The organism is Marinobacterium profundum, assembly GCF_001528745.1.
Classification (GTDB): domain Bacteria; phylum Pseudomonadota; class Gammaproteobacteria; order Pseudomonadales; family Balneatricaceae; genus Marinobacterium_A; species Marinobacterium_A profundum.
Map to the genome: position 1 here is coordinate 1 of NZ_BCNS01000001.1, position 20,583 is coordinate 20,583.

The window sequence follows — 20,583 nt, forward strand, 5'->3', positions numbered from 1 at the left end:
TCAGAGCGCGGCGTCGAGCGCAGGCATGACGTCGAAAAGGTCGCCAACGATCCCATAGTCGGCCACCTGGAATATGGGCGCATCCGGATCCTTGTTGATCGCCACAATCATCTTCGAGTCCTTCATGCCCGCCAGATGCTGGATGGCACCGGAGATCCCCACGGCGATATACAGATCAGGCGCCACCACCTTGCCGGTCTGACCCACCTGATAATCGTTGGGCACAAAGCCGGCGTCGACCGCAGCGCGGGATGCACCCACGGCCGCGCCCAGTTTGGCGGCAACCGCATCCAGCAGGGCAAAGTTCTCGCCGTTGCCCATGCCGCGGCCACCGGAAATCACGATGCGCGCCGTGGCCAGCTCAGGCCCTTCGGACTTGGCTTCGGTACGGCTGACAAATCGAGCCTGCGCCTGGGCGGACTGAGCATCGATCGCCAGACATTCGGCGCTGCCGCCGGTAACCGCTACTGCTTCGAACTTGGTGCTGCGTACCGTGATCACCTTGATGGCGTCATGGCTGCGCACGGTGGCCAGGGCGTTACCGGCATAGATCGGACGCTCAAAGGTGTTGGCATCAATCACGCCGCTGATATCGGAGATCTGCGGTACATCCAGCAGCGCAGCGACGCGGGGCAACAGGTTTTTGGCGAAGGTCGTGGTGGATCCCAGCACATGGGTGTAGCCTTCGGCACAGCGCTGCACAAGCGGCGCCATATCTTCAGCCAGGGGCTGAGCGAAGAGTTCACAATCGGCGCTCAGCACACGGCGCACACCAGGAATAGCGGCAGCCGCCTGAGTCACTGCCGCACAGTTGCCCCCCAGAACAAGAATATCGATGTCGCCACCGATCTGCGTGGCGGCGCCCAGAGTATTCAGGGTCGAGGATGCGATGCTGCTGTTGTCGTGATCTGCGATTACAAGAATGGTCATGGTGCGTCTCCTTAAGCGATCGCTGCGGCGTGTTTGAGTTTTTCCACCAGTTCGGCTGCGGTAGCCACAATGACGCCACCCGCGGCACGTACCGGGGGTTCAACGACCCCGACCAGTTCCAGCCGGGGTGCCAGGTCGACCCCCAGGGACTCGGCCGTGATGCTCTCCAGCGGCTTTTTCTTGGCCTTCATGATGGCCGGCAGGGAGGCGAAGCGCGGCTCGTTCAGACGCAGGTCAGCGGTAACTATCGCCGGCAGGTTCAGTGCCACTGTCTCCAGACCACCGTCCACTTCACGGGTGACTTCAATCTGTTCGCCAGTCACGCTCAGGCCCGAGGCAAAGGTACCCTGGGGCCACCCCAGCAGCGCTGCCAGCATCTGGCCGGTCTGGTTACAGTCATCATCAATGGCCTGCTTGCCCAGTATTACCAGACCTGCGTTCTCTTTCTCAGCCAGTGCCTTGAGCGTTTTTGCCACCGACAGAGGCTCGGTGGTACCGCCGTGCGGCACCAGGATGGCGCGATCAGCCCCCATTGCGAGCGCCTGGCGCAGGGTGTCCTGGGCCTTTTCCGGGCCTATGGACACCGCGATGACTTCCGTCGCCACACCTTCTTCCTTCAAGCGGACCGCTGCCTCGACAGCGATCTCGTCAAAGGGGTTGATGGCCATCTTGACGTTGTCCAGGTCAACGGCCGAGCCATCTGCCCGCACCCGGACCTTGACGTTGTGATCGAGTACGCGCTTAACACCCACAAGAATCTTCATGGAGTCACCTCTTATAATGTTCAGATCAATACTGTTGCGTTCAGGAAACTGCGCGGCACTTCGGTGCCGCAACTGCTATAGGTCGGCCTGTCAGCACTTGATGCGCTCGTTAGCCGGGTCGTAAAACGGGCGCAGCGATGGTTTGACGACATAACGCTCGCACTCGACTTCGATCTCGAAGGTCACACTGTCGAGCCAGTCCTTGTTGATGCCGGCATCGTGATGCACATAGCCCATGGCCACGGTGGCACCCAGGGTGTGGCAGAACATGCCTGCCGTGGTATGCCCCACCAGCTTTCCATCAGCGAAAATAGGTTCTTCGTGGTAGCACAAAGGCTCCGCATCCTCGAACAGGAAGGCAATGAAGCGCTTGCTCAGCAGGCCTTTCTCCTTCTGCGCCAACAAGGCTTCCTTGCCGATAAAGCCACCGTCCTTGTCGAAGTTGACCGCAAAGCCCAGGCCAGCCTCCAGCGGGGTGTCTTCATCGGTGATGTCGTGACCCCAGTGACGGTAGCCTTTTTCCATGCGCAGCGAGTTCATGCTGTGGTAGCCGTAGGGGCGAATGCCGAATTCCTTGCCCGCTTCAAACACCGCCTCGTATACACTGGGCGCATACTCGGTAGGGATATAGAGCTCCCAGCCCAGCTCGCCCACATAGGTAATGCGCGAAGCCCGTACCATGGCGTAGTGCATGTCGATCTCGCGGGAGGACGCAAACGGGAAAGCTTCGTGGGACAGATCCGCCTGGGTCAGCTTGCTCAGGGTTTCCCGCGAACGCGGCCCCATGACAGTGACAACGGCGTAGGCCGAGGTCATATCGGTAATCACCAGCTGGGCACCCGACTCACGGTTGCGACGCAGCCAGTCCAGGTCACGGTTCTGACAGGCAACGCCGGAAACCACCAGGAATTTATCCTCGCCCAGACGCGTCACAGTCACATCGGCTTCGATACCGCCGCGCTCATTGAGCCACTGGGTGTAGACCATGCTCCCTACACGCACATCCACATTGTTGGCGCAGATACGGTTGAGGTAGGCCAGCGCATCCTTGCCTTCAAGCTGGTACTTGGAGAAGGAGCTCTGATCGATCACGGCAACGCCGTTGCGCACGGCCGCGTGTTCCTGGGCATTGCACTCGAACCAGTTCTGTCGACCGAAGGAGTATTCGTACTCCGGCTTCATGTCATCGATGGCGAACCAGTTGGCACGCTCCCAGCCGTTCTCGACACCAAAGCAGGCGCCCTGGGCTTTCAGCTGCTCGTGCAGTACGGAGCGGCGCACGCCGCGGGCGGTCTTGAACTGCTTGAACGGATAGTGCGTTTCGTACAGCAGCCCCAGGGATTCAGTGGTGCGCTCGTACAGATAGGCCTGAGTGCCCTGGAACGGCATGTTGCGACGAATATCCACGTCCCACAGATCCCGCGGTGCATGGCCCTTGTGAATCCATTCGGCCAGCATCTTGCCGGCACCACCGGCGGACTGAATGCCCACCGAGTTGAAGCCAGCAGCCACAAAGTAGTTTTTCAGTTCCGGCGCCTCGCCCAGGTGGTAACGGTCGTCCGGGGTGAAGGACTCCGGGCCGTTAAAGAAGACCTGCAGCCCGGTGCGCTCCAGTATCGGCAGGCGGTGCATGGCCGATTCGAGGTAGGGTTCCAGGTGATCCAGATCCGGCGGCAGCTCATCGAAGCAGAAACCGTCCGGAATGCCTTCCATGCCCCAGGGCTTGGCACCGGGCTCAAAGGTACCGATCAGCAGCTTGCCGGCGTCCGGCTTGTAGTAGTTGAAGCCATCCATGTCACGCAGCACCGGCAGGCCGGCCTTGAGTTCCGGCATGCTTTCGGTAACAACGTAGTAGTGTTCTGCGGCATGCAAGGGCACATTGACGCCGGCCTTGCGGCCAAACTCCCGCGCCCACATGCCGGCGCAGTTAACGACATATTCGGCGTCTATATCACCCTTGTCGGTTACCACGCCTGTGGCGCGGCCGTCCCGGGTCTTGATATCCAGCACCTGGGTATTTTCGAAGATTCGGGCGCCGCCCAGACGCGCGCCCTTGGCCAGCGCCTGGGTGGTATCCACCGGGCTGGTCATGCCATCCATTGGCAGGTGAATGGCGCCGATCACATCATCGATATTAAGCAGCGGCCAGAGCTCACGCGCCTGCTCCGGATTGATGACATTGCAGGGAAATCCCGCCACCTTGGCCATGGAAGCGCCACGCTTGATCTCGGCCAGACGTTCCTTGTTGGTGGCGATGGTCAGGGAGCCATTGCGAACAAAACCGGTCGCCTGGCCCGTTTCGGCCTCCAAACGCTCATACAGGCTGGCACTGTAGTTCGCCAGCATGGACATGTTGTAGGTCGCACGCAGCGTCGGCACCAGACCCGCCGCATGCCAGGTCGTGCCGCAGGTCAGCGTCTTGCGCTCCAGCAGCACGACATCGCGCATGCCCAGCTGGGTCAGGTGATAGGCCAGGCTGCAGCCAATCACGCCACCACCTACGATGACCACCTGTGCTTGAGTCGGAAATGAGTTGTTCATCGATACTCTCTTTTTCTGAATGACCCGCGCCCCTGAAAGGCGAAGTGACACTGACTGTTCGTTTGGGTGGCATTGACCGCAGCAATCGGAACCATTCCGTAACCACTGTCAGGAAAGAGCACCCTTCCCATCAATCATCTTTTAAATGAGATTATCACAAGGGCAAATATACACAAATGAAATTTACATATTTATTTTCATTTTAGTGAACTTTCTGGATTTGTACGAAAAAGTCACCGAAACCGGACTTGTAGCAGATCCGAAAGCGGCACTGCCGCTGGACGCTGTGCAAAAAAGAGACCCGCCAGGACAGGGTGTCGCAGGCGGGCGCCGTCAAACCCGGGAGCTGCCGGGCAGGATCCAGGGATCCCGTTGAGGCGACAAAGGCACCTTGTTCAAACAGGGCCAGGGAGATACAAAAGGCCCGACAACAGGGTTGCCGGGCGTGAAAGGTTACTGACTAAGAATCAGTCCTCGTAGAAACCGCGCGGACGACGGTTTTTCGGGTCGAAAGCCGGCGCGTCAATCACTCGGGCCGCACAACGTTCACCCAGAATCAAAACCTCGAGCTCGGTACCAGGCACCGTCTGAGCTATCTTGAGATAGGCGAACGCCAGGCTCTTGCCAAGTGTATGGGCGTAGGCACCCGAACTCACCGCACCCACCACCTTGCCATCGGCCAGCACGGGCTCGAAAGTAAAGGCATCGGCATCCCTGGCATCGATTTCCAGGTACGCCAGGCGTACTCCGGTCCCCTCAATGCGCTGGCCCGCCAGGGCATCGCGACCGGTGAAACTGCGCCCTTCGGTCTTGACGAAGAACTCCAGCCCCGCCTCGATAGGCGTGTTTTCGCACGTCAGCTCATGGCCCCACATCGGGTAGGCCTTTTCGAGGCGCAGTGAATCCATGGCCCGCAGACCAAAGTTGCGGATGCCAAACTCACTGCCCGCCTCCATCAGCGCATCGTACAGACCCAGCTGGTACTCGATGGGGTGATGCAGTTCCCAGCCCCGCTCACCGACATAGTTCACCCGCAGCGCCCGCACTGGCGCGCCTGCCACCTCGATATCGCGGGCATTGAGCCACGGGAAGGCCTCGTTACCCAGGTCCGCCGAGGTCAGTTTTGCCAGCAGGTCCCGCGCCCTTGGACCTGCCAGCACCAGGGTGCCGTAGCGGGCAGTCTCATCCTTGAGAGTGACTGAGCCATCAGCCGGCAGGCGACGGCGCAACTCATCCCAGTCATGGGAATGGGCGCCGGCGGCGCTGACCAGATAGAAGCGATCTTCTGCCAGCCGGGTGATGGTGAACTCGGCACGGATACGGCCGGTGTTGGACACCATATAGGTCAGAGCAATGGCACCAACCTTGCCCGGAAGGCGATTGGTCGACAGTTGATCCAGGTAGGCTTCAGCCCCCGGGCCCGAGACTTCAAACTTGGCGAAAGCCGACAGGTCCAGCAGACCCACACTTTCACGTACCGCACGGCACTCCTGGCCCACGGTCTCGAACCAGTTGCCACGGCGGTAGCTCAGGGTATCGGCACCGGTTACGCCTTCAGGGGCAAACCAGTTGGCGCGTTCCCAGCCATAACGGGCGCCAAAGACACCGCCGTTTTCCTTCAGACGGGCATAGGCCGGCGTGGTCTTCGCCGGGCGGCCCGCCGAGCGGTTTTCATACTCGTAGGGGAAGCCATTGGCGTATTCGTGGGCATAGACTTCGCAGGCCTTGGCCACGCTGTAGCGGGCATTGGCGTAGTCGCCAAAGCGACGCGGGTCGAGTTCCCACAGATCAATCTCGGGATGGCCATCCAGAATCCACTGCGACATGAAGTGACCGGCACCACCACCCTGTACGATGCCGAAGTTGAATCCGGTGCATACAAAGTAGTTGTCAATGCCCGCTATCGGGCCGATCAGTGGATGACCATCGGGAGTGTAGGTGATGGGGCCGTTGATGACCGTTTGCACACCCGCCTTTTCGAGCAGCGGCATCTGTTCCATCGCCGTGGCGATAATGTCCTCAAGACGATCCAGCGAAGGCTCGAACAGCTCCTGTCCGAAGTCCGGCGGCACACCGTCGACCCAGCAGGGCAAACCATCGGGCTCGTAGGGCCCAAGGATGAATCCGTCACGCTCCTGACGCAGGTAGTAGGACACATCGGGGTCGCGCACCATGGGCAGTTCGCGACCACAGTCGGCGATTTCCTGCACGCCCTCGGTCACCAGGTACTGATGTTCCATCGAAGCCATCGGCAACTTGTGGCCGATCATCGCCGCCACTTCGTTGGCCCGGAAGCCCGCAGCGTTAACGATGATATCGGCGGTCAGGATGCCCTGGGGCGTTTCGACCTGCCAGACACCCTTGGCATCACGACTGATGGCACTGACCGGACTGTTACGGTGAATCTTTGCACCCAGCTCGCGCGCGCCTTTAGCCATGGCATTGGTCACGCTGGTCGGGTCAATATGACCATCGTCCGGATCCCAGAGACCGCCGACCAGATCGTGGGTCTGCAGGAAAGGATGATATTCCTGCAGCTCTTCAGGCTTGAGCAGCTTGAAGTCCAGGCCGCAGATATCGGCCATGCCGGCAACACGCTGGAACTCCTCAAAACGTTCCTGCGTATGGGCCAGACGCAGCGCGCCGGTTTTGTGATGCCCCACCGCCTGACCGGTTTCGGCCTCCAGCCGCTGATACAGATCGATACTGTACTGCTGCAACCGCATCACGTTAATACTGGTGCTGAAATGCGGCAGGTTGCCTGCAGCATGCCAGGTCGAGCCCGCGGTGAGCTCCGTTCTCTCCACCAGCGCAATGTCCGTACAGCCTCGTTTGGCCAGATGGTAAAGCGTGCTAACGCCTGCAATACCCCCACCTATTACCAGTACCTTTGAGTGCGTTGTCATCTTGATCTTCTCTCCGTCATTCCACTATCAGGTGAAACCGCGTTATTTATTCTGTGTAAGGGCTCAGCCCCTTCCTTTGCCTTTCCAGGGAATCAGCTTCTGTTCCAGCTTGCGCATGCACATATCAATCAGAAATCCGACGACGCCCATCAGAATCACGCCCATAAGCACTATGTCGGTGTTCAGATAACGGCTTGCATTCAATACCATCCAGCCCACGCCTGAGGTTGCCGCCACCATTTCCGCCGCCACCAGAGTGCCCCAGCAGACACCCATCGCTACCCGCATGCCGGTGAATATCTCCGGTAGCGCATTGACCAGGATGACATGACGCAGTACCTGCCAGCGGCTCGCACCGAGGGAATAGGCCGCATGAATTTTCTGGATAGCAACGCTGGCCACGCCTGCACGGGCACTGATGACGATGATCGAGAAAGTGGCCAGGAACAGCAGCAGCACCTTGCCGCCATCGCCAATTCCCATCCAGATAATCACCAGCGGCACATAGGCCAGAGGCGGCACCGGACGGTAAAATTCGATCAGCGGATCCATCCAGCCCTTGATGAACCTGTTCAGCCCCATCCCCAGGCCCACCGGAATGCCGAACAGGCAACCCAGACCAAAGCCCGCCATTACCCGGTACAGGCTGATCCCCAAATGCTCGAACAGATTGAAGCCCTTGTAGCCTTCGGTGGCGATCTGAATAAACTTGTCGAACACAGCCCCTGGGCTTGGCCAGAACAGCGGCGGCACTATCTGCGCCATAGCTACCAGTTGCCAGACGATACCCACGGTCAGCACCGACAGTACGCCGTAAATTGCACCCCCTTCTACCGCCGCCGGATCACCAAAGGTGACGGTCTTGCACTTCGCCAGCCCCTTGTCGGAACCGCGCCAGAACAGCAGCCAGGAACGTGTTTTTCGAACATTGGATTGTGACATCGTTATTTTCCCCGACCCTTAATGCTGTTCTTCCATCGACCAGATCATCTCGAGGATTTCCTCGCGCACGGCGATAAACTCTCGGCTCGACTTGATCTCCCGCGGATCAGCCGACAGACCCGCCGCCGCAAACGGCAGCCGGAACTCCTTCACCACATGGCCAGGCCGAGGCGCCATCACCAGCAGGCGTGAGCCCAGGAAAATGGCTTCCTCCACACTGTGGGTAATGAGGAAGACCATCTTTTGGGTTTCCTGCCACAGCTTGAGGACTAGCGTCTGCATCTTTTCCCGCGTCAGCGCATCAAGCGCACCGAGCGGTTCATCCATCAGGATCACATCAGGGTTATTGGCCAGGCAGCGCGCCAGAGCGACACGCTGCTGCATGCCACCGGAGAGGTTATAGATAGGCGTATCGCGGAACCCCGCCAGGCCCACCAGCTGCAGCAACTCATCTACCGATGCCAGCCGGCTGGTTGCATCAATACCCGCCATACGGGGCCCGAAACTGACGTTCTCGCCCACGGTCAGCCACTCAAACAGGGCACCGTGCTGAAACACCATGCCACGGTCAGGCCCAGGTCCTGCGATTTCGCGGTCATCGATAAACACCCGCCCGGACGTCGGATTCAGAAAGCCGGCAATAATATTGAGCAAGGTGCTCTTGCCGCAGCCCGAAGGCCCCAACACCGTGACGATATCGTCCTGGTTCATTGAAAAGTTGATGTTTTCAAGCGCCCTGACCGGCTGCCCGTCTGCACCCTCATAGGTCATGGTGACGCCTTGTACGCGCAATTCACTCACGAGGCATTCCTTATCTGTCTTTGTGGGTTGCCCGGGTGTTGTGCACTAAAACCACCACACCCAGGCAGATCAGCTATGTGCGTGCGATATCAGCGCACCGCACTCTTGGCGTAAAACTCAGGCTTGATGAAGGGAGCGTAGTCATCCAGCGCCTTGGGCAATTCGCCATTAGCCTGCATGACATCGGCGACACCCTTGATAAAGGTCTCAACATCGCGCCCCATCCAGGCATCGCTGAGTTGCTCGTCACGCAGAGGGAAGCCGAACTTGGACATGATCGAGCGGGTTTGTTCTTCGGAAATGCCCGCCTGGCGGCTGATGGTGCTATAGGACTCGTCGGGATTGGCGGTCACATAATCCGTAGACTTGTCGACCACACTCAGGAAGGCGGAAATTTTTTCTGGGTTCTCGGTGGCGTATTCGCGGTTCACCGCAATAATGTCGAACACCTTGAGGCCCCAGGATGCCTGCTCTTCAGCGCTGACCAGCAAGCTGCCATTTTCCAGCATGCGCGAGAGCGCAGGCTCCCAGCCGCACCCCAGATCAACATCACCCCGGATCATGGCGGCCGCGACATCAGGCGGCGCCATATCGACGACGCGCACAGAAGACAGGTCGACTTCGAGCTTCTCGAATGTTTTCAACATCTTGTAATGAGAAACCGTACCAAAAGGCACGCCTATGACCTTGCCTGCCAGATCCGCGGGCTTGTCGATGCCACTGCCATTACGCACGACACAGTTATCGTTTTCAGAATAGGTCACGGCGATCCCCACCAGATCCAGCGGTGCGCCCTGGGTCACCGCGATGGTGAAGGGAATCACGCCCATGGAGTACGCTATCTGTACATCGCCGGACAACATGGCCGCCGCCATCGCAGCGCCTGTATCAAACTCGCGGAAGTCCACTTCCATACCGAGTTCCTGCTCGAACCAGCCCTTGTCCTGCCCCAGCTGGTGGGTTGTCGGCCAGCCCGGGAAATACGCAACCGTCAGATCGGCGGCTACCGCCTGAGTACCCAGGATACCGACAGCGCCGGACAGCAACAGAGCACTGCCTAACCTGCGACCGATATTTCGCGAAATGCTAAAGCGACGGGTCATGGTGTTTTTCCTCGTTTAAGTATTTTTATCTCTGAGGGTGGGGCGGAAATGAGATCAATCAATAACCGCCACCCAAATGAGATTATCAGCACACAACATCAGTGTAAATGAAATTTACATGCCATATTTTCATCAGAGTAAGTTATATTTCACTATTTTTTACACAACCATATAAATCAGATACTTAGCGGTCAGCTGGGCTGGGCAGCAAAGGAAAAACAAGCTTTGAGAGAAAACAAAAACGCACCATTTCGGATCAAAAATTATCAAAACTGCACAAAAAGATGCGTAGGCAGGCAGCAGGAGTAGGTGTCAGGAGAAAGGTGCGAGGTGCGAGGTGCGAGGTGCGAGGTGCGAGGTGCGAGGATGAAGGGGCTAGGGGCTAGGGGCTAGGGGCTAGGAAAAAGGAGCAAGAAACGGGCATAACTGCGCCGCCTAGGCGAAGCCGGCCTGGTGATTGGTGATTTGGAGCTTGAAGCTGAGAGCTGAGAGCTGAGAGCTTGTCCCTAGCCTGGACGACCGGCTAGTAGTCCACGCCGGTCATCACCCAGAGGATACGGGCTTCGGTTTCGCCGGGATTATAGATCAGATGGGGTTCGTCGCCGGCAATGGAAAAGCTGTCACCGGCTTGCAACAAAAAGGTTCGTTCACCAATGCGCAGCTCCAGCGTGCCGGTTTCGACATAGCCGGCCTCCTCACCCTTGCGTTGCCGCGGCTCCTTGCCGCCACTGGCCTTGGGCGCCAGTCGCGTCATGATCAGCAGCAATTGCCCGCTCAGGCGCGGCGACAGCAACTCTTCCCGCACCCCCAGGCCCGAAAACGTCATAGAACGGCGATGATCACTGCGCACGACAAAATCGCGCTCGTCATCGGATATTTCATCGTTGGACTGGAAGAACCAGCTGACCCGCACACCCAGCACTTCGCTGATCTGCTGCAACACACCTATGGGTAACGAGGAGACACCGCGCTCGACCTGGCTGAGGTAGCCGACCGATTTGTTTACCTGCTCGGCAAGGCTTGTCAGCGTGATCCGCTTGGCCTTGCGCAGGTCGCGGATCTGGCGACCCACTCGCAGGTCATCGGGTTCGTTTTCGCTAACGCTAGAGGGGCTGTTCATGGTCAGTACTGATTCAATATGGCTGTAAACCCCTGAACTCTAACAGAGATCGCTGTCATATTGAAAAAAAATGACCCTTTTTCATTCAAACCCGCATTTTTTAACCACCGATGAAAAGAGTCCATAAAGTCGAACCCGCGGGATGCTGCCATGGACAGGCCCCAGGCCTGCCCTGGATTCAGCACTCGATCACATTCACCGCCAGACCGCCACGGGATGTTTCCTTGTACTTGTCGAGCATATCCCGCCCGGTATCGCGCATGGTTTTGATAACCTTGTCTAGCGACACGAAATGGTTGCCATCACCACGCAGCGCCATGGAAGCGGCATTGATCGCCTTCATGGCGCCCATGGCATTGCGTTCGATGCAGGGCACCTGCACCAGGCCGCCAACGGGATCGCAGGTCAGGCCCAGGTTGTGCTCCATGCCGATTTCAGCGGCGTTTTCCACCTGCTCCGGCGTTGCACCCACAGCTTCGGCAAGACCCGCTGCCGCCATGGCGCAGGCCGAACCCACCTCACCCTGACAGCCCACTTCAGCCCCGGATATGGAGGCATTGGCCTTGAACAGGAAGCCGATGGCGGACGCCGCCAGAAAGAAACGAATCACACCGTCTTCGTCGGCATTGGGGCAGAAATTCATGTAATAGTGCAGCACGGCAGGAATAATGCCCGCAGCGCCATTGGTCGGCGCAGTCACAATGCGCCCGCCCGCCGCGTTCTCCTCGTTCACCGCCAGCGCATAGAGGTTGACCCAGTCCATGGCTCCCAGCGATGGCGTGATCAGATCCATGCGATTACGATTTTTCAGATCGCGATGCCAGGAGGCTGCACGTCGGCGCACCTTCAGGCCGCCGGGCAGAATACCGTCGTTTTTGATACCCTCCCGCACCGTCTCCTGCATCACCCCCCAAAGAGAGAGTATGCCTGTACGAATCTCCGCCTCGGAGCGCCACTGCTTTTCGTTCTCCAGCGTCACCTCGGCAATAGACAGCCCGGTTTCAGCGCAGATCTCCAGCAACCGCTTGGCGGACTTGTAATCATGCAGCAGCGGCGTCGGATCGGCCTGTATCTGGCCCGACTCAACGGTTTCCTCGCCGGCGACAAAGCCGCCGCCCACCGAGTAATACAGCTTCTGGCAGATCGCCTGTCCGGCGGCATCAAAGGCGGTAAATGACATGCCATTGGGATGAAACGGCAGGGATTCATTGCGGTGAAAGATCAGATCCTGCTCCGGACTGAACGCAATACTCTTGCTGCCCAGCAACAGCAAGCACCCGGTCTCAGCGATTTCCTCGGCACGCGGCTTCACGATCAAGGGGTCGACCAGATCCGGCGCATGACCTTCAAGCCCCAGCAATACCGCCGGGCCACTGCCATGCCCCTTGCCAGTGGCGCCCAGGGATCCAAAGAGTTCAGACCGCACCCGGACCACCTGCCCCAGCAAACCGTCGTTGCTCAGCCGCTGCGCAAACATCTGCGCAGCACGCATGGGCCCAACCGTATGCGAGCTCGACGGGCCTATACCGACCTTGAACAGGTCGAACAGACTAATAGCCATAGTTTGATCCCATCTTGTTGTTTTCTTTATAGATATGGAGTTACGGCGCCCGCGAGGCGGCAGGCACCGTGCGGGCCAGGCAGGCCTTCAGCCGTAAACCGGATAGTTGCGGCACAGGCGGGCAACCTTGAAACGCACCTCGGCAATAAGCTCTTCGTTGTTGATATCACCGAGGATATCGCACATCCAGTGGGTCAGCTCACGGCATTGCTCTTCCTTGAAACCACGGGTTGTCACGGCGGGTGAGCCGATGCGCAGGCCCGAGGTCACGAAGGGCGACTGCGGGTCATTCGGCACGGCATTCTTGTTCACCGTAATGTGCGCACGCCCCAGGGCCGCATCCGCGTCCTTGCCCGTCAGACCCTGGCGGATCAGGCTTAACAGGAACAGATGATTGTCGGTACCCTTGGACACCACCTCGTAACCCCGCTCGATGAAGACCGACGCCATGGCACGGGCATTGGCCACAACCTGGCGCTGGTAGTCGGTAAACGACGGCTCCAGCGCTTCCTTGAAGGCCACGGCCTTGGCGGCAATCACATGCATCAGCGGCCCGCCCTGACCACCCGGGAATACCGCCGAGTTGAGTTTCTTCTCCAGCGCTGCGTTGGACCGGGCAAGGATCAAACCGCCACGGGGCCCGCGCAGTGTCTTGTGGGTCGTGGTGGTGACCACATCGGCATAGGGCAGCGGATTGGGATAGAGACCGGCTGCGACCAGACCCGCCACATGGGCCATGTCGACAAACAGCCAGGCGCCGACGCTGTCGGCGATATCGCGAAAGCGCTGCCAGTCCACCACACGGGAGTAGGCCGAGAAGCCGGCGATGATCATGCGCGGGCGGTGCTCATTGGCCTGGCGCTGCACTTCGGCATAGTCGATCTCGCCGGTGGCTTCATCCAGCCCGTATTGCACGGCGTTGTACAGTTTGCCGGAAAAGCTGACCTTGGCACCGTGGGTCAGGTGACCGCCGTGGGCCAGGCTCATGCCCAGAACCGTATCACCGGGTTCCAGCAGCGCCAGAAATACCGCGGCATTCGCCTGGGAGCCGGAATGGGGCTGCACGTTGGCATAATCAGCACCAAACAATTCGCAGGCACGCTCGATGGCCAGACGTTCGACCACATCCACATGCTCGCAGCCGCCGTAGTATCGTTTGCCCGGATAGCCTTCGGCATACTTGTTGGTCAGCTGTGATCCCTGGGCACGCATGACACGCGGGCTGGTGTAGTTCTCGGAAGCGATTAATTCGATATGGTCTTCCTGGCGCTGCGTTTCCGCGTTCATGGCCTGGAAGAGTTCGTCGTCGAACCCTTCGATCGCGTCTTGCATTCTAAACATCTTTTATTTTTCCTTTTTGTTCGAGGCAGACCGCAGCTGGCGGCCTGCCGGGCAACAGGTACACAAGGCCGGCAGCCTCAATAATTTTGCATCATCAGAAACGCATCAACGCCGGCCTGGGCCACGATTTCATCCTGATCCGGCGTGCCGGAACTGCAGCCGATCCCCCCCACGATCTGGTCGCCAACAAACAGCGGCAAGCCGCCTGCCACGATGGAAAACTTGCCCTGGTTGCTGGTGTTGATACCAAAGGCAGGTTTGCCCGGCACACTGATTTCGCCATAGGCCCGTGTCGACTTGCGCGCCGCCGAAGCGGTAAACGACTTGCCCATAGCAATATCAATACTGGTGATGCGCGCATTATCCATGCGCTTGAACAGAATCAGGTTGCCGCCATCATCGGTAATGGCGATATCCATATCGACACCAATTTCACCGGCCTTCTTGAAACAGGCCCGCATAATGCTGTCCGCATCCATCAAGGTTAACTTGGGTACCATGCGCATGCTGTAATCCCCCGCTAGCTGAAAAATTAAGAAGCTGATGCACAAAGCTCAACGACCGTGACGGCATCCAGAGCCTGCTTAAATGCGGCGACGGTGCGGTCGATATCCTGCAGCTTGTCCAGCCCGAACAGGCCTATCCGAAATGTCTTGAAGCCCGCAGGCTCATCACACTGCAGCGGCACACCGGCGGCGATCTGCATACCCTCGCCCGCAAAGGCTCGGCCCGTGTGGATTTCATCGTCATCGGTATAACAGACCACGACACCTGGAGCCTCGAAGCCAGGAGCTGCAACGCTGCGCATGCCACGTTCAGCCAGCACGCTGCGAATACGGTCACCCAGTTCCTGTTGCTGCCCGTGCACCTGCTCAAATCCCAGCGTGCGGGTTTCCAGCATGATGTCCCGGAAACGGTGCAACCCGTCCGTGGGCATGGTGGCGTGATAGGCATGACCACCATTTTCGTAAGCCTGCATGATCTGCAGCCATTTTTTCAGGTCGCAGGCAAAGCTGGAGCTCTGGGTATCGGCGATACGCTCCACCGCCAGGGCGCTGAGCATCACCAGCGCACAGCAGGGAGACGCGCTCCAGCCTTTCTGAGGCGCACTGATCAGTACATCAACGCCGCTCGCCTGCATATCAACCCAAAGGGCACCGGAGGCGATGCAATCGAGCACCAACACGCCACCGACTGAGTGCAGAGCGCGGGCCATGGCGGCGATATAGTCATCGGGCAGAATCATGCCCGAAGAGGTTTCAACATGGGGTGCAAACACAAGATCCGGTTTGGTAACGAGAATGGTCTGCACCACCTGATCAATGGGGGGCGGCGCAAAAGCGGCCTGGTCCGCGTCTTCCACCGGCCGTGCCTTCAGTACCTGCAGATGATCGGTGATGCGGCCTGTTTCCAGGATCTGCGACCAGCGGTAGCTGAACCAGCCATTGCGGATCACCAGGCACTTGCGATCGGTGGCAAACTGCCGCGCCACCGCCTCCATGCCGAAGGTCCCGCTGCCGGGCACAATCGCCACCGCCTCGGCCCGGTACAGTTCTTTCAGGGTGCGGGATATATCGGTCATCACCCCCTGAAACCGTTTGGACATGTGATTCAGGGAGCGGTCGGTATAGACCACCGAGTATTCGAGCAGGCCATCTGGATCTACTGAGTGTAAATTATTGGACATTTTTAATCTCTTATGAAAATATTGTTCTTTTTTTCATATACTGCATCAGAGATTCTCGACTGGCAAGCGGTCCATACGAAATATTTTTGCCCGGGTGGGGAACAGTTGACGGAGGAGTTGCGAGCGCAGAACGGTGCCTGGGCAGCTGGATTTCCAGGAGAATGCGGCCCTTTCAAGGCCGCGAGCGAAAAGCAGAGCCTCTGGAAACGGGGTTCAATACGCAGGTTAAGCGGCGAATACAGAAGGGTTGCAGCTACCGTTCCAATGGGCTGTGGCTCGAAAGCCCGCAGGCGAAAAGGCGGGCTTGTGTACTGCTTCGCCCCGGGAGAGGCGGGTTATCGTGGCGCGGCCGTGCTGCTGCGCACGACCAGCTCGGCTTCGAGTAACCGGGGCTCGATCGGAATGCCATGATCCAGCGCATCCAGAATGGCCAGGGCAATTTCCTGGCCCATCCTGCGCGTCGGCAAGTGAATGGTGGTCAAGGGCGGATTGGTGCAGTCTGCCCATTCCAGGTCATCGAAGCCGATCACCGAGATGTCCGCCGGTACCCTGATTCCGTGCTTGGGCAGCTCAAGCAGGGCGCCGAGCGCCAGAACATCACTGAGACAGAGCAGTGCCGTGGGCCTGTCCCCTGTCTGCGTTGCAATATCACGGCTCACACGGCAGGCATGGGAAATGGATAACGGCATCACGTGGTGGCTGATTTGGCTCTCGTCCAGGCCTCGTTCCCGCAGTGCGGCCATAGCGCCGCTCACGCGCAGCGCCGTACGGTCGTTGTTGGCAGTCTCACCGCTGAGCACGGCGATTTTTCGATGTCCCAGGTCCGTCAGGTACTGTGCCGCCAGATGCCCCAGACGGCTGTTGTCGTAGCCAATCGCAGGCTCGGTCTGGTCAGGGGAATAGATGCTGTTGAACACATAGGGCACGCCTCTTGCCTGTAACAGGTCAATCAGGCGGGCCTGGTGGCTGGCACCGGACAATACCAGCGCCTCGGCTCCCATTTTCAGCAAGCCATCGGCGCGCTGAGCCTCCAGCACCGGATCTCCGCCACAGGCCGCCACCACCATGCTGTACCCCTGGCTGGCCAGACGTTCTTCAAGACTCTGCAGAAAGCGGGCAAAGATGGAATGCTCCAGCGTGGGCACGATAACACCAACGGTAAAGGTCCGGCTGAGCGTCAGGGCCCGGGCCGCACTGTTGGGCACGTAGTTCAATTGCCGGGCGGCGGCGAGCACCTTGTCCCGGGCGCTTTCGGACACCCTTGGCGCCCCGTTGAACACCCGCGATACGGTGGCAACAGAAACACCGGCCAGCTGCGCAACCTGGCGCACGCCCGCATGGGGAGCATTGGAACTCTTCATTTGCCAACCAGTCCTGATATAAAAGTTTCATCGAAACAGGGCTCGATTATGCCACACCGAGCTTGCGCGACGAATAGTAACCGGTTACATTCGAAACAAGTGTAACCGGTTACACACGTTACATTCTTGTTGAAAGTCCCGCTATTGATCGACAAGGAAATCAGGACAATGACTGTTTTAGAAACCCCTGTATGGTCCCCCACCCGCGGCGGCCTGGGATCCCGAAACGCCCTGTACCCCGGATTCCCGGCCCCCTCAGGCAACCAGGCGAGCCGCCTAACACTTGGCGACAGCATTTGCCTCAGGTTACAGGCCGGCGACCTGGTGGCGCTGCGCCTGGAACATTGCAGCAGCCCGCTACTCATCAGCGGTCTGGATATGAACAACAACGCGTCCCTGCCCCAGTTTGCACACTCACTGGAGCCTGCAGAGTCCTCCTGCGGACAGTTCGACAGCCGTGAACTGGAAGATCAGCTCAACGCCATCGACATGCCCCTGCGGGCACTGCGCTTCGTTACGCTCAACCCCGCCGATGCCGGCCAGGCAACAGGACCACTGACCTTCAGAAGCGAACAGGATGTAATGCTGGTTCTGGCCTTGCCAGAAACACCCCACAGCATGGTGGATGGCAGCCGTCACGGCTTCATTGATATCGAGATTGTCGGTGACGCCGCCGCTGAGTTGCCGCTGCCCCCAGTGCTGGGCAGGGTACGGGAAGAGTTTCGTGTTGAACGCGCCAGCGCCCGGGCCTATACCGTCAAGAAGGGCGAATACATTCAGGTGATTGATGTACAAGGACGCCAGTGTTCCGACTTCATGGCCATGGACAGCCAGGCGCTCGCACAGGGTATTGAACGCCATATAGATTCCACCGTGACCCGCACGCTGGCCGCAGGCGCCTACCCGGCCCCCGGCCTGCACGACAAGTTCTTCGATCAGGACATGAACCCCCTGCTGGCGGTTGTGCAGGATACGGTTGGCCGCCACGATACCTTTGCCCTGGCCTGTACCGAATATGGCTATGCCGAGCGCGGGTATCCCGGCCACCTCAACTGCTCCGACAATATCAGTGCCGTCTACAGGGAGTACGGCATAGCACCGCGCAAGGCCTGGCCTGCCATCAACTTCTTTTTCAATTCCTGGATCAACGCACACGAGAACTCGCTCAGGTCCGATGAGGCCTGGTCCAGGCCCGGGGACTATGTCGTGATGCGAGCCCTGACCGACCTGACCTGCGTCACCACAGCCTGCCCCGACGATATCGATCCGATCAATGGCTGGAACCCGACCGATATTCATGTGCGTATCTATCACCCCGATGCCCCTATCCGGCGCGCCGTTGCCTACCGATCCACCGCAGAGGCCAAACCCTACATGAGCCGAGAAACTCCCTTTCATCCCCGCACCAGCCAGTTGACCCGACGCTTTCATTCGGCGCGCAATTACTGGATTCCGCAGGTGTTTGATGCCACCGGCGCCATCGAAGAATACTGGGCCTGTCGCAACGCCGTGACCATTCAGGACATGTCGAACCTGCGCAAGCTGGATATCTGTGGCCCGGATGCCGAGCGACTGCTGCAACTGGCCCTGACACGGGATGCCAGCCGTCTGGCGGTCAACCGCGGCTTCTATGCCCTGGTATGCTCCGCCCAGGGAACCGTCGAGGATGACGGTACCCTGTTTCGCCTGGCCCCCGACCTGTTTCGCTGGTGCTGCGGCTCGGACGAGTCCGCCCGCATACTGGAAGCCCTTGCCCGCGAGCACGACCTCAAGGTCTGGATACGCGACCTGACACTCAAGCTGTGCAACATTGCGGTGCAGGGGCCGAAAAGCCGCGACCTGCTGCGCAGTGTTGTATTTACGCAACCGGGCCAGCCTGAATTTGAAAACATCAAATGGTTTGGCTGTGCCATCGCCAGGCTAAACAATCGCGACGGCCTTCCCTTCATGCTGACCCGCAGCGGCTTCACCGGCGAGCTGGGTTACGAGCTGTTTTGCGACCAGCGCGATGCCGTTGCACTCTGGGATGCGATCATGCGCGCCGGCGAACCCCACGCGGTTACGCCCATGGGCGGCGAGGCCCTGGAAATGCTGCGCATAGAGGCTGGCCTGATGATCAATGGTGCTGAATTCGGTGATGGCTCGGACCCGGACGAAGCCGGTCTTGGCTTTGCGGTGGATATGCGCAACGAGGTATTTACCGGCCGCGCCGCCATTGTCCGCAACCAGCAGGCTCCGCGCAAAGTCCTGGTTGGCCTGGAACTGGACGGCCAGGAGATTCCGCTGCACGGCGAGCACCTTTATATCGACCGCCAGCCGGTGGGTGTCATCACCAGCGCGACCCGTTCCCCGGAGCTTGGCAAAGTTATTGCTTTAGCTAGGGTCGCAGTCGAACTTGGCACGCCCGGCCAGATACTTGAAGTTGGCCGCCTGGATGGCCACATGAAACGGCAACGGGCAACCGTCTGCGCACTACCCTTTATAGATCCCTCCCGAACCAAAGCTCGCGCCTGAAAGCATTCACATGAACTGCATAAGAAGAGGTGTTTCTGATGAACACGATCAAACCCCTGTTACTCGCCAGCCTGCTCAGCGCCGGCCTCATGGCGCCTGCCGCCCAGGCCAATGAAACGATCCGGGTGGGTGAACCCAGCTGGCCCGGCGCCAGAATCATTGCCAACGTCATTAAAGTCGTGATCACCGACAAGCTGGGGGTAGAAGCCGAGCTGGTGCCAGGTGCCAACGCGGCTCTCTACGCCGGTATGGACAAAGGCCGCGGCGACGTGGACGTACACCCCGATGTCTGGCTACCGAACCAGCAGAGCTTCACCGACAAATACGTCAACGAAAACGGCACCGTCGCCCTCAGCGAAGGCTCCTACGAAGGCGTCAGTGGTTTCTGCGTTCCGACCTATATGAAGACCGAGCACGGCATCAACTCCATCTACGATCTGGCAACTCCCAAGGCCCAGAGCCTGTTCGACAGTAATAATGACGGCAAGGGCGAGATCTGGGTCGGTGCGCCGGGTTGGGGCTCAACCAAGATCAATCAGGTTAAGGTGCGGGACTATGGTATCAGCGACTTCCTCGAAGCCACCACCGAAGATGAAGCCGTGTTTTACGCCAAGATTTCCACGGCAATTCAAAAAAATCAGGGCGCCGTTTTCTACTGTTATAACCCCCACTTCGTGCATGCGCTCTACGACGTAAGCATGTTGGAAGAACCTGAATTCAAGGCGGAAAACTATGTCATCGTGCAGCCGGATGAAGATGCCCAGTGGTTTGAAAAATCCAAAATAACCACCGGTGATCAGGTCAAAACCGTACGTGTCGCCTATTCAAACTCCCTGCTGCAACGCAGTCCTGAAGTCGCCGCCCTGCTGAAGCGAATCGACCTGGAAAACTCGGCCGTTAGCGCCATGACCTACGCCATCGTGATTGAAAACCGCGACCCGGCGGAAGTCGCCCAGGAGTGGGTCGACAACCATGGCGACATCGTTGATCAATGGCTGGGACTATAAAGCCT

At 58.9% G+C, this 20,583-nt stretch carries 15 protein-coding genes; 2 read left to right on the plus strand and 13 right to left on the minus strand.

Annotated features, from left to right (window positions below):
* From MPRO_RS00005 to MPRO_RS00070, 13 genes are all read right to left on the minus strand, one after another.
* Complete coding sequence (locus MPRO_RS00005) at nt 1-930, minus strand: electron transfer flavoprotein subunit alpha/FixB family protein (RefSeq protein ID WP_067285643.1); 930 nt, start codon at nt 928-930, stop codon at nt 1-3.
* A gap of 11 nt (nt 931-941) precedes the next feature.
* Nucleotides 942-1,694: an electron transfer flavoprotein subunit beta/FixA family protein gene (locus MPRO_RS00010; protein ID WP_067285645.1), complete on the minus strand. Its 753-nt coding sequence runs from the start codon at nt 1,692-1,694 to the stop codon at nt 942-944.
* 90 nt (nt 1,695-1,784) lie between these two features.
* Nucleotides 1,785-4,235: a GcvT family protein gene (locus MPRO_RS00015; protein WP_067285647.1), complete on the minus strand. Its 2,451-nt coding sequence runs from the start codon at nt 4,233-4,235 to the stop codon at nt 1,785-1,787.
* Nucleotides 4,236-4,702: 467 nt separating this feature from the next.
* Nucleotides 4,703-7,141: a GcvT family protein gene (locus tag MPRO_RS00025; protein ID WP_067285651.1), complete on the minus strand. Its 2,439-nt coding sequence runs from the start codon at nt 7,139-7,141 to the stop codon at nt 4,703-4,705.
* Between the two features lie 63 nt (nt 7,142-7,204).
* On the minus strand, nt 7,205-8,083 hold the full coding sequence (locus MPRO_RS00030; RefSeq protein WP_067285654.1) for an ABC transporter permease subunit: 879 nt from the start codon (nt 8,081-8,083) through the stop codon (nt 7,205-7,207).
* Between the two features lie 18 nt (nt 8,084-8,101).
* Nucleotides 8,102-8,884, minus strand: a complete 783-nt coding sequence (locus MPRO_RS00035; RefSeq protein ID WP_173645485.1) for a taurine ABC transporter ATP-binding protein — start codon at nt 8,882-8,884, stop codon at nt 8,102-8,104.
* A gap of 89 nt (nt 8,885-8,973) precedes the next feature.
* Nucleotides 8,974-9,987 carry a taurine ABC transporter substrate-binding protein gene (locus MPRO_RS00040; RefSeq protein ID WP_067285658.1) on the minus strand — a complete coding sequence of 338 codons (1,014 nt, stop codon included), beginning with the start codon at nt 9,985-9,987 and terminating at the stop codon, nt 8,974-8,976.
* A gap of 523 nt (nt 9,988-10,510) precedes the next feature.
* Nucleotides 10,511-11,107: a helix-turn-helix domain-containing protein gene (locus MPRO_RS00045; protein ID WP_067285660.1), complete on the minus strand. Its 597-nt coding sequence runs from the start codon at nt 11,105-11,107 to the stop codon at nt 10,511-10,513.
* A 178-nt stretch (nt 11,108-11,285) separates the two neighbouring features.
* The gene (locus MPRO_RS00050; protein ID WP_067285662.1) at nt 11,286-12,668 is read right to left on the minus strand and encodes an L-serine ammonia-lyase; all 1,383 of its coding nucleotides are present in this window, start codon (nt 12,666-12,668) and stop codon (nt 11,286-11,288) included.
* Nucleotides 12,669-12,755: 87 nt separating this feature from the next.
* The gene (glyA, locus tag MPRO_RS00055; protein WP_067285666.1) at nt 12,756-14,009 is read right to left on the minus strand and encodes a serine hydroxymethyltransferase; all 1,254 of its coding nucleotides are present in this window, start codon (nt 14,007-14,009) and stop codon (nt 12,756-12,758) included.
* A 77-nt stretch (nt 14,010-14,086) separates the two neighbouring features.
* Nucleotides 14,087-14,515, minus strand: coding sequence for a GlcG/HbpS family heme-binding protein (locus MPRO_RS00060; protein ID WP_067285667.1), 429 nt, complete (start codon nt 14,513-14,515; stop codon nt 14,087-14,089).
* Nucleotides 14,516-14,541: 26 nt separating this feature from the next.
* Nucleotides 14,542-15,696: an aminotransferase class V-fold PLP-dependent enzyme gene (locus MPRO_RS00065; protein ID WP_067285668.1), complete on the minus strand. Its 1,155-nt coding sequence runs from the start codon at nt 15,694-15,696 to the stop codon at nt 14,542-14,544.
* A gap of 335 nt (nt 15,697-16,031) precedes the next feature.
* Nucleotides 16,032-17,057, minus strand: a complete 1,026-nt coding sequence (locus tag MPRO_RS00070; RefSeq protein ID WP_067285670.1) for a LacI family DNA-binding transcriptional regulator — start codon at nt 17,055-17,057, stop codon at nt 16,032-16,034.
* Nucleotides 17,058-17,225: 168 nt separating this feature from the next.
* On the opposite strand from MPRO_RS00070, the gene MPRO_RS00075 reads away from it, so the two are divergent.
* A complete protein-coding gene (locus tag MPRO_RS00075) occupies nt 17,226-19,571 on the plus strand; it encodes a DUF1989 domain-containing protein (RefSeq protein ID WP_067285672.1) in 2,346 nt (781 codons plus the stop codon).
* Nucleotides 19,572-19,609: 38 nt separating this feature from the next.
* A complete protein-coding gene (locus tag MPRO_RS00080; RefSeq protein WP_102136241.1) occupies nt 19,610-20,578 on the plus strand; it encodes an ABC transporter substrate-binding protein in 969 nt (322 codons plus the stop codon).
* Nucleotides 20,579-20,583: the final 5 nt, after the last annotated feature.

Excerpts from the sequence above, each read along its gene's own strand:
- glyA (WP_067285666.1), bottom strand. The coding sequence starts at position 14,009 with ATGTTTAGAATGCAAGACGCGATCGAAGGGTTCGACGACGAACTCTTC.
- MPRO_RS00010 (WP_067285645.1), bottom strand. The coding sequence starts at position 1,694 with ATGAAGATTCTTGTGGGTGTTAAGCGCGTACTCGATCACAACGTCAAG.
- MPRO_RS00015 (WP_067285647.1), bottom strand. The coding sequence starts at position 4,235 with ATGAACAACTCATTTCCGACTCAAGCACAGGTGGTCATCGTAGGTGGT.
- MPRO_RS00070 (WP_067285670.1), bottom strand. The coding sequence starts at position 17,057 with ATGAAGAGTTCCAATGCTCCCCATGCGGGCGTGCGCCAGGTTGCGCAG.
- MPRO_RS00050 (WP_067285662.1), bottom strand. The coding sequence starts at position 12,668 with ATGGCTATTAGTCTGTTCGACCTGTTCAAGGTCGGTATAGGCCCGTCG.
- MPRO_RS00045 (WP_067285660.1), bottom strand. The coding sequence starts at position 11,107 with ATGAACAGCCCCTCTAGCGTTAGCGAAAACGAACCCGATGACCTGCGA.
- MPRO_RS00060 (WP_067285667.1), bottom strand. The coding sequence starts at position 14,515 with ATGCGCATGGTACCCAAGTTAACCTTGATGGATGCGGACAGCATTATG.
- MPRO_RS00025 (WP_067285651.1), bottom strand. The coding sequence starts at position 7,141 with ATGACAACGCACTCAAAGGTACTGGTAATAGGTGGGGGTATTGCAGGC.
- MPRO_RS00005 (WP_067285643.1), bottom strand. The coding sequence starts at position 930 with ATGACCATTCTTGTAATCGCAGATCACGACAACAGCAGCATCGCATCC.
- MPRO_RS00075 (WP_067285672.1), top strand. The coding sequence starts at position 17,226 with ATGACTGTTTTAGAAACCCCTGTATGGTCCCCCACCCGCGGCGGCCTG.
- MPRO_RS00065 (WP_067285668.1), bottom strand. The coding sequence starts at position 15,696 with ATGTCCAATAATTTACACTCAGTAGATCCAGATGGCCTGCTCGAATAC.
- MPRO_RS00040 (WP_067285658.1), bottom strand. The coding sequence starts at position 9,987 with ATGACCCGTCGCTTTAGCATTTCGCGAAATATCGGTCGCAGGTTAGGC.
- MPRO_RS00080 (WP_102136241.1), top strand. The coding sequence starts at position 19,610 with ATGAACACGATCAAACCCCTGTTACTCGCCAGCCTGCTCAGCGCCGGC.
- MPRO_RS00030 (WP_067285654.1), bottom strand. The coding sequence starts at position 8,083 with ATGTCACAATCCAATGTTCGAAAAACACGTTCCTGGCTGCTGTTCTGG.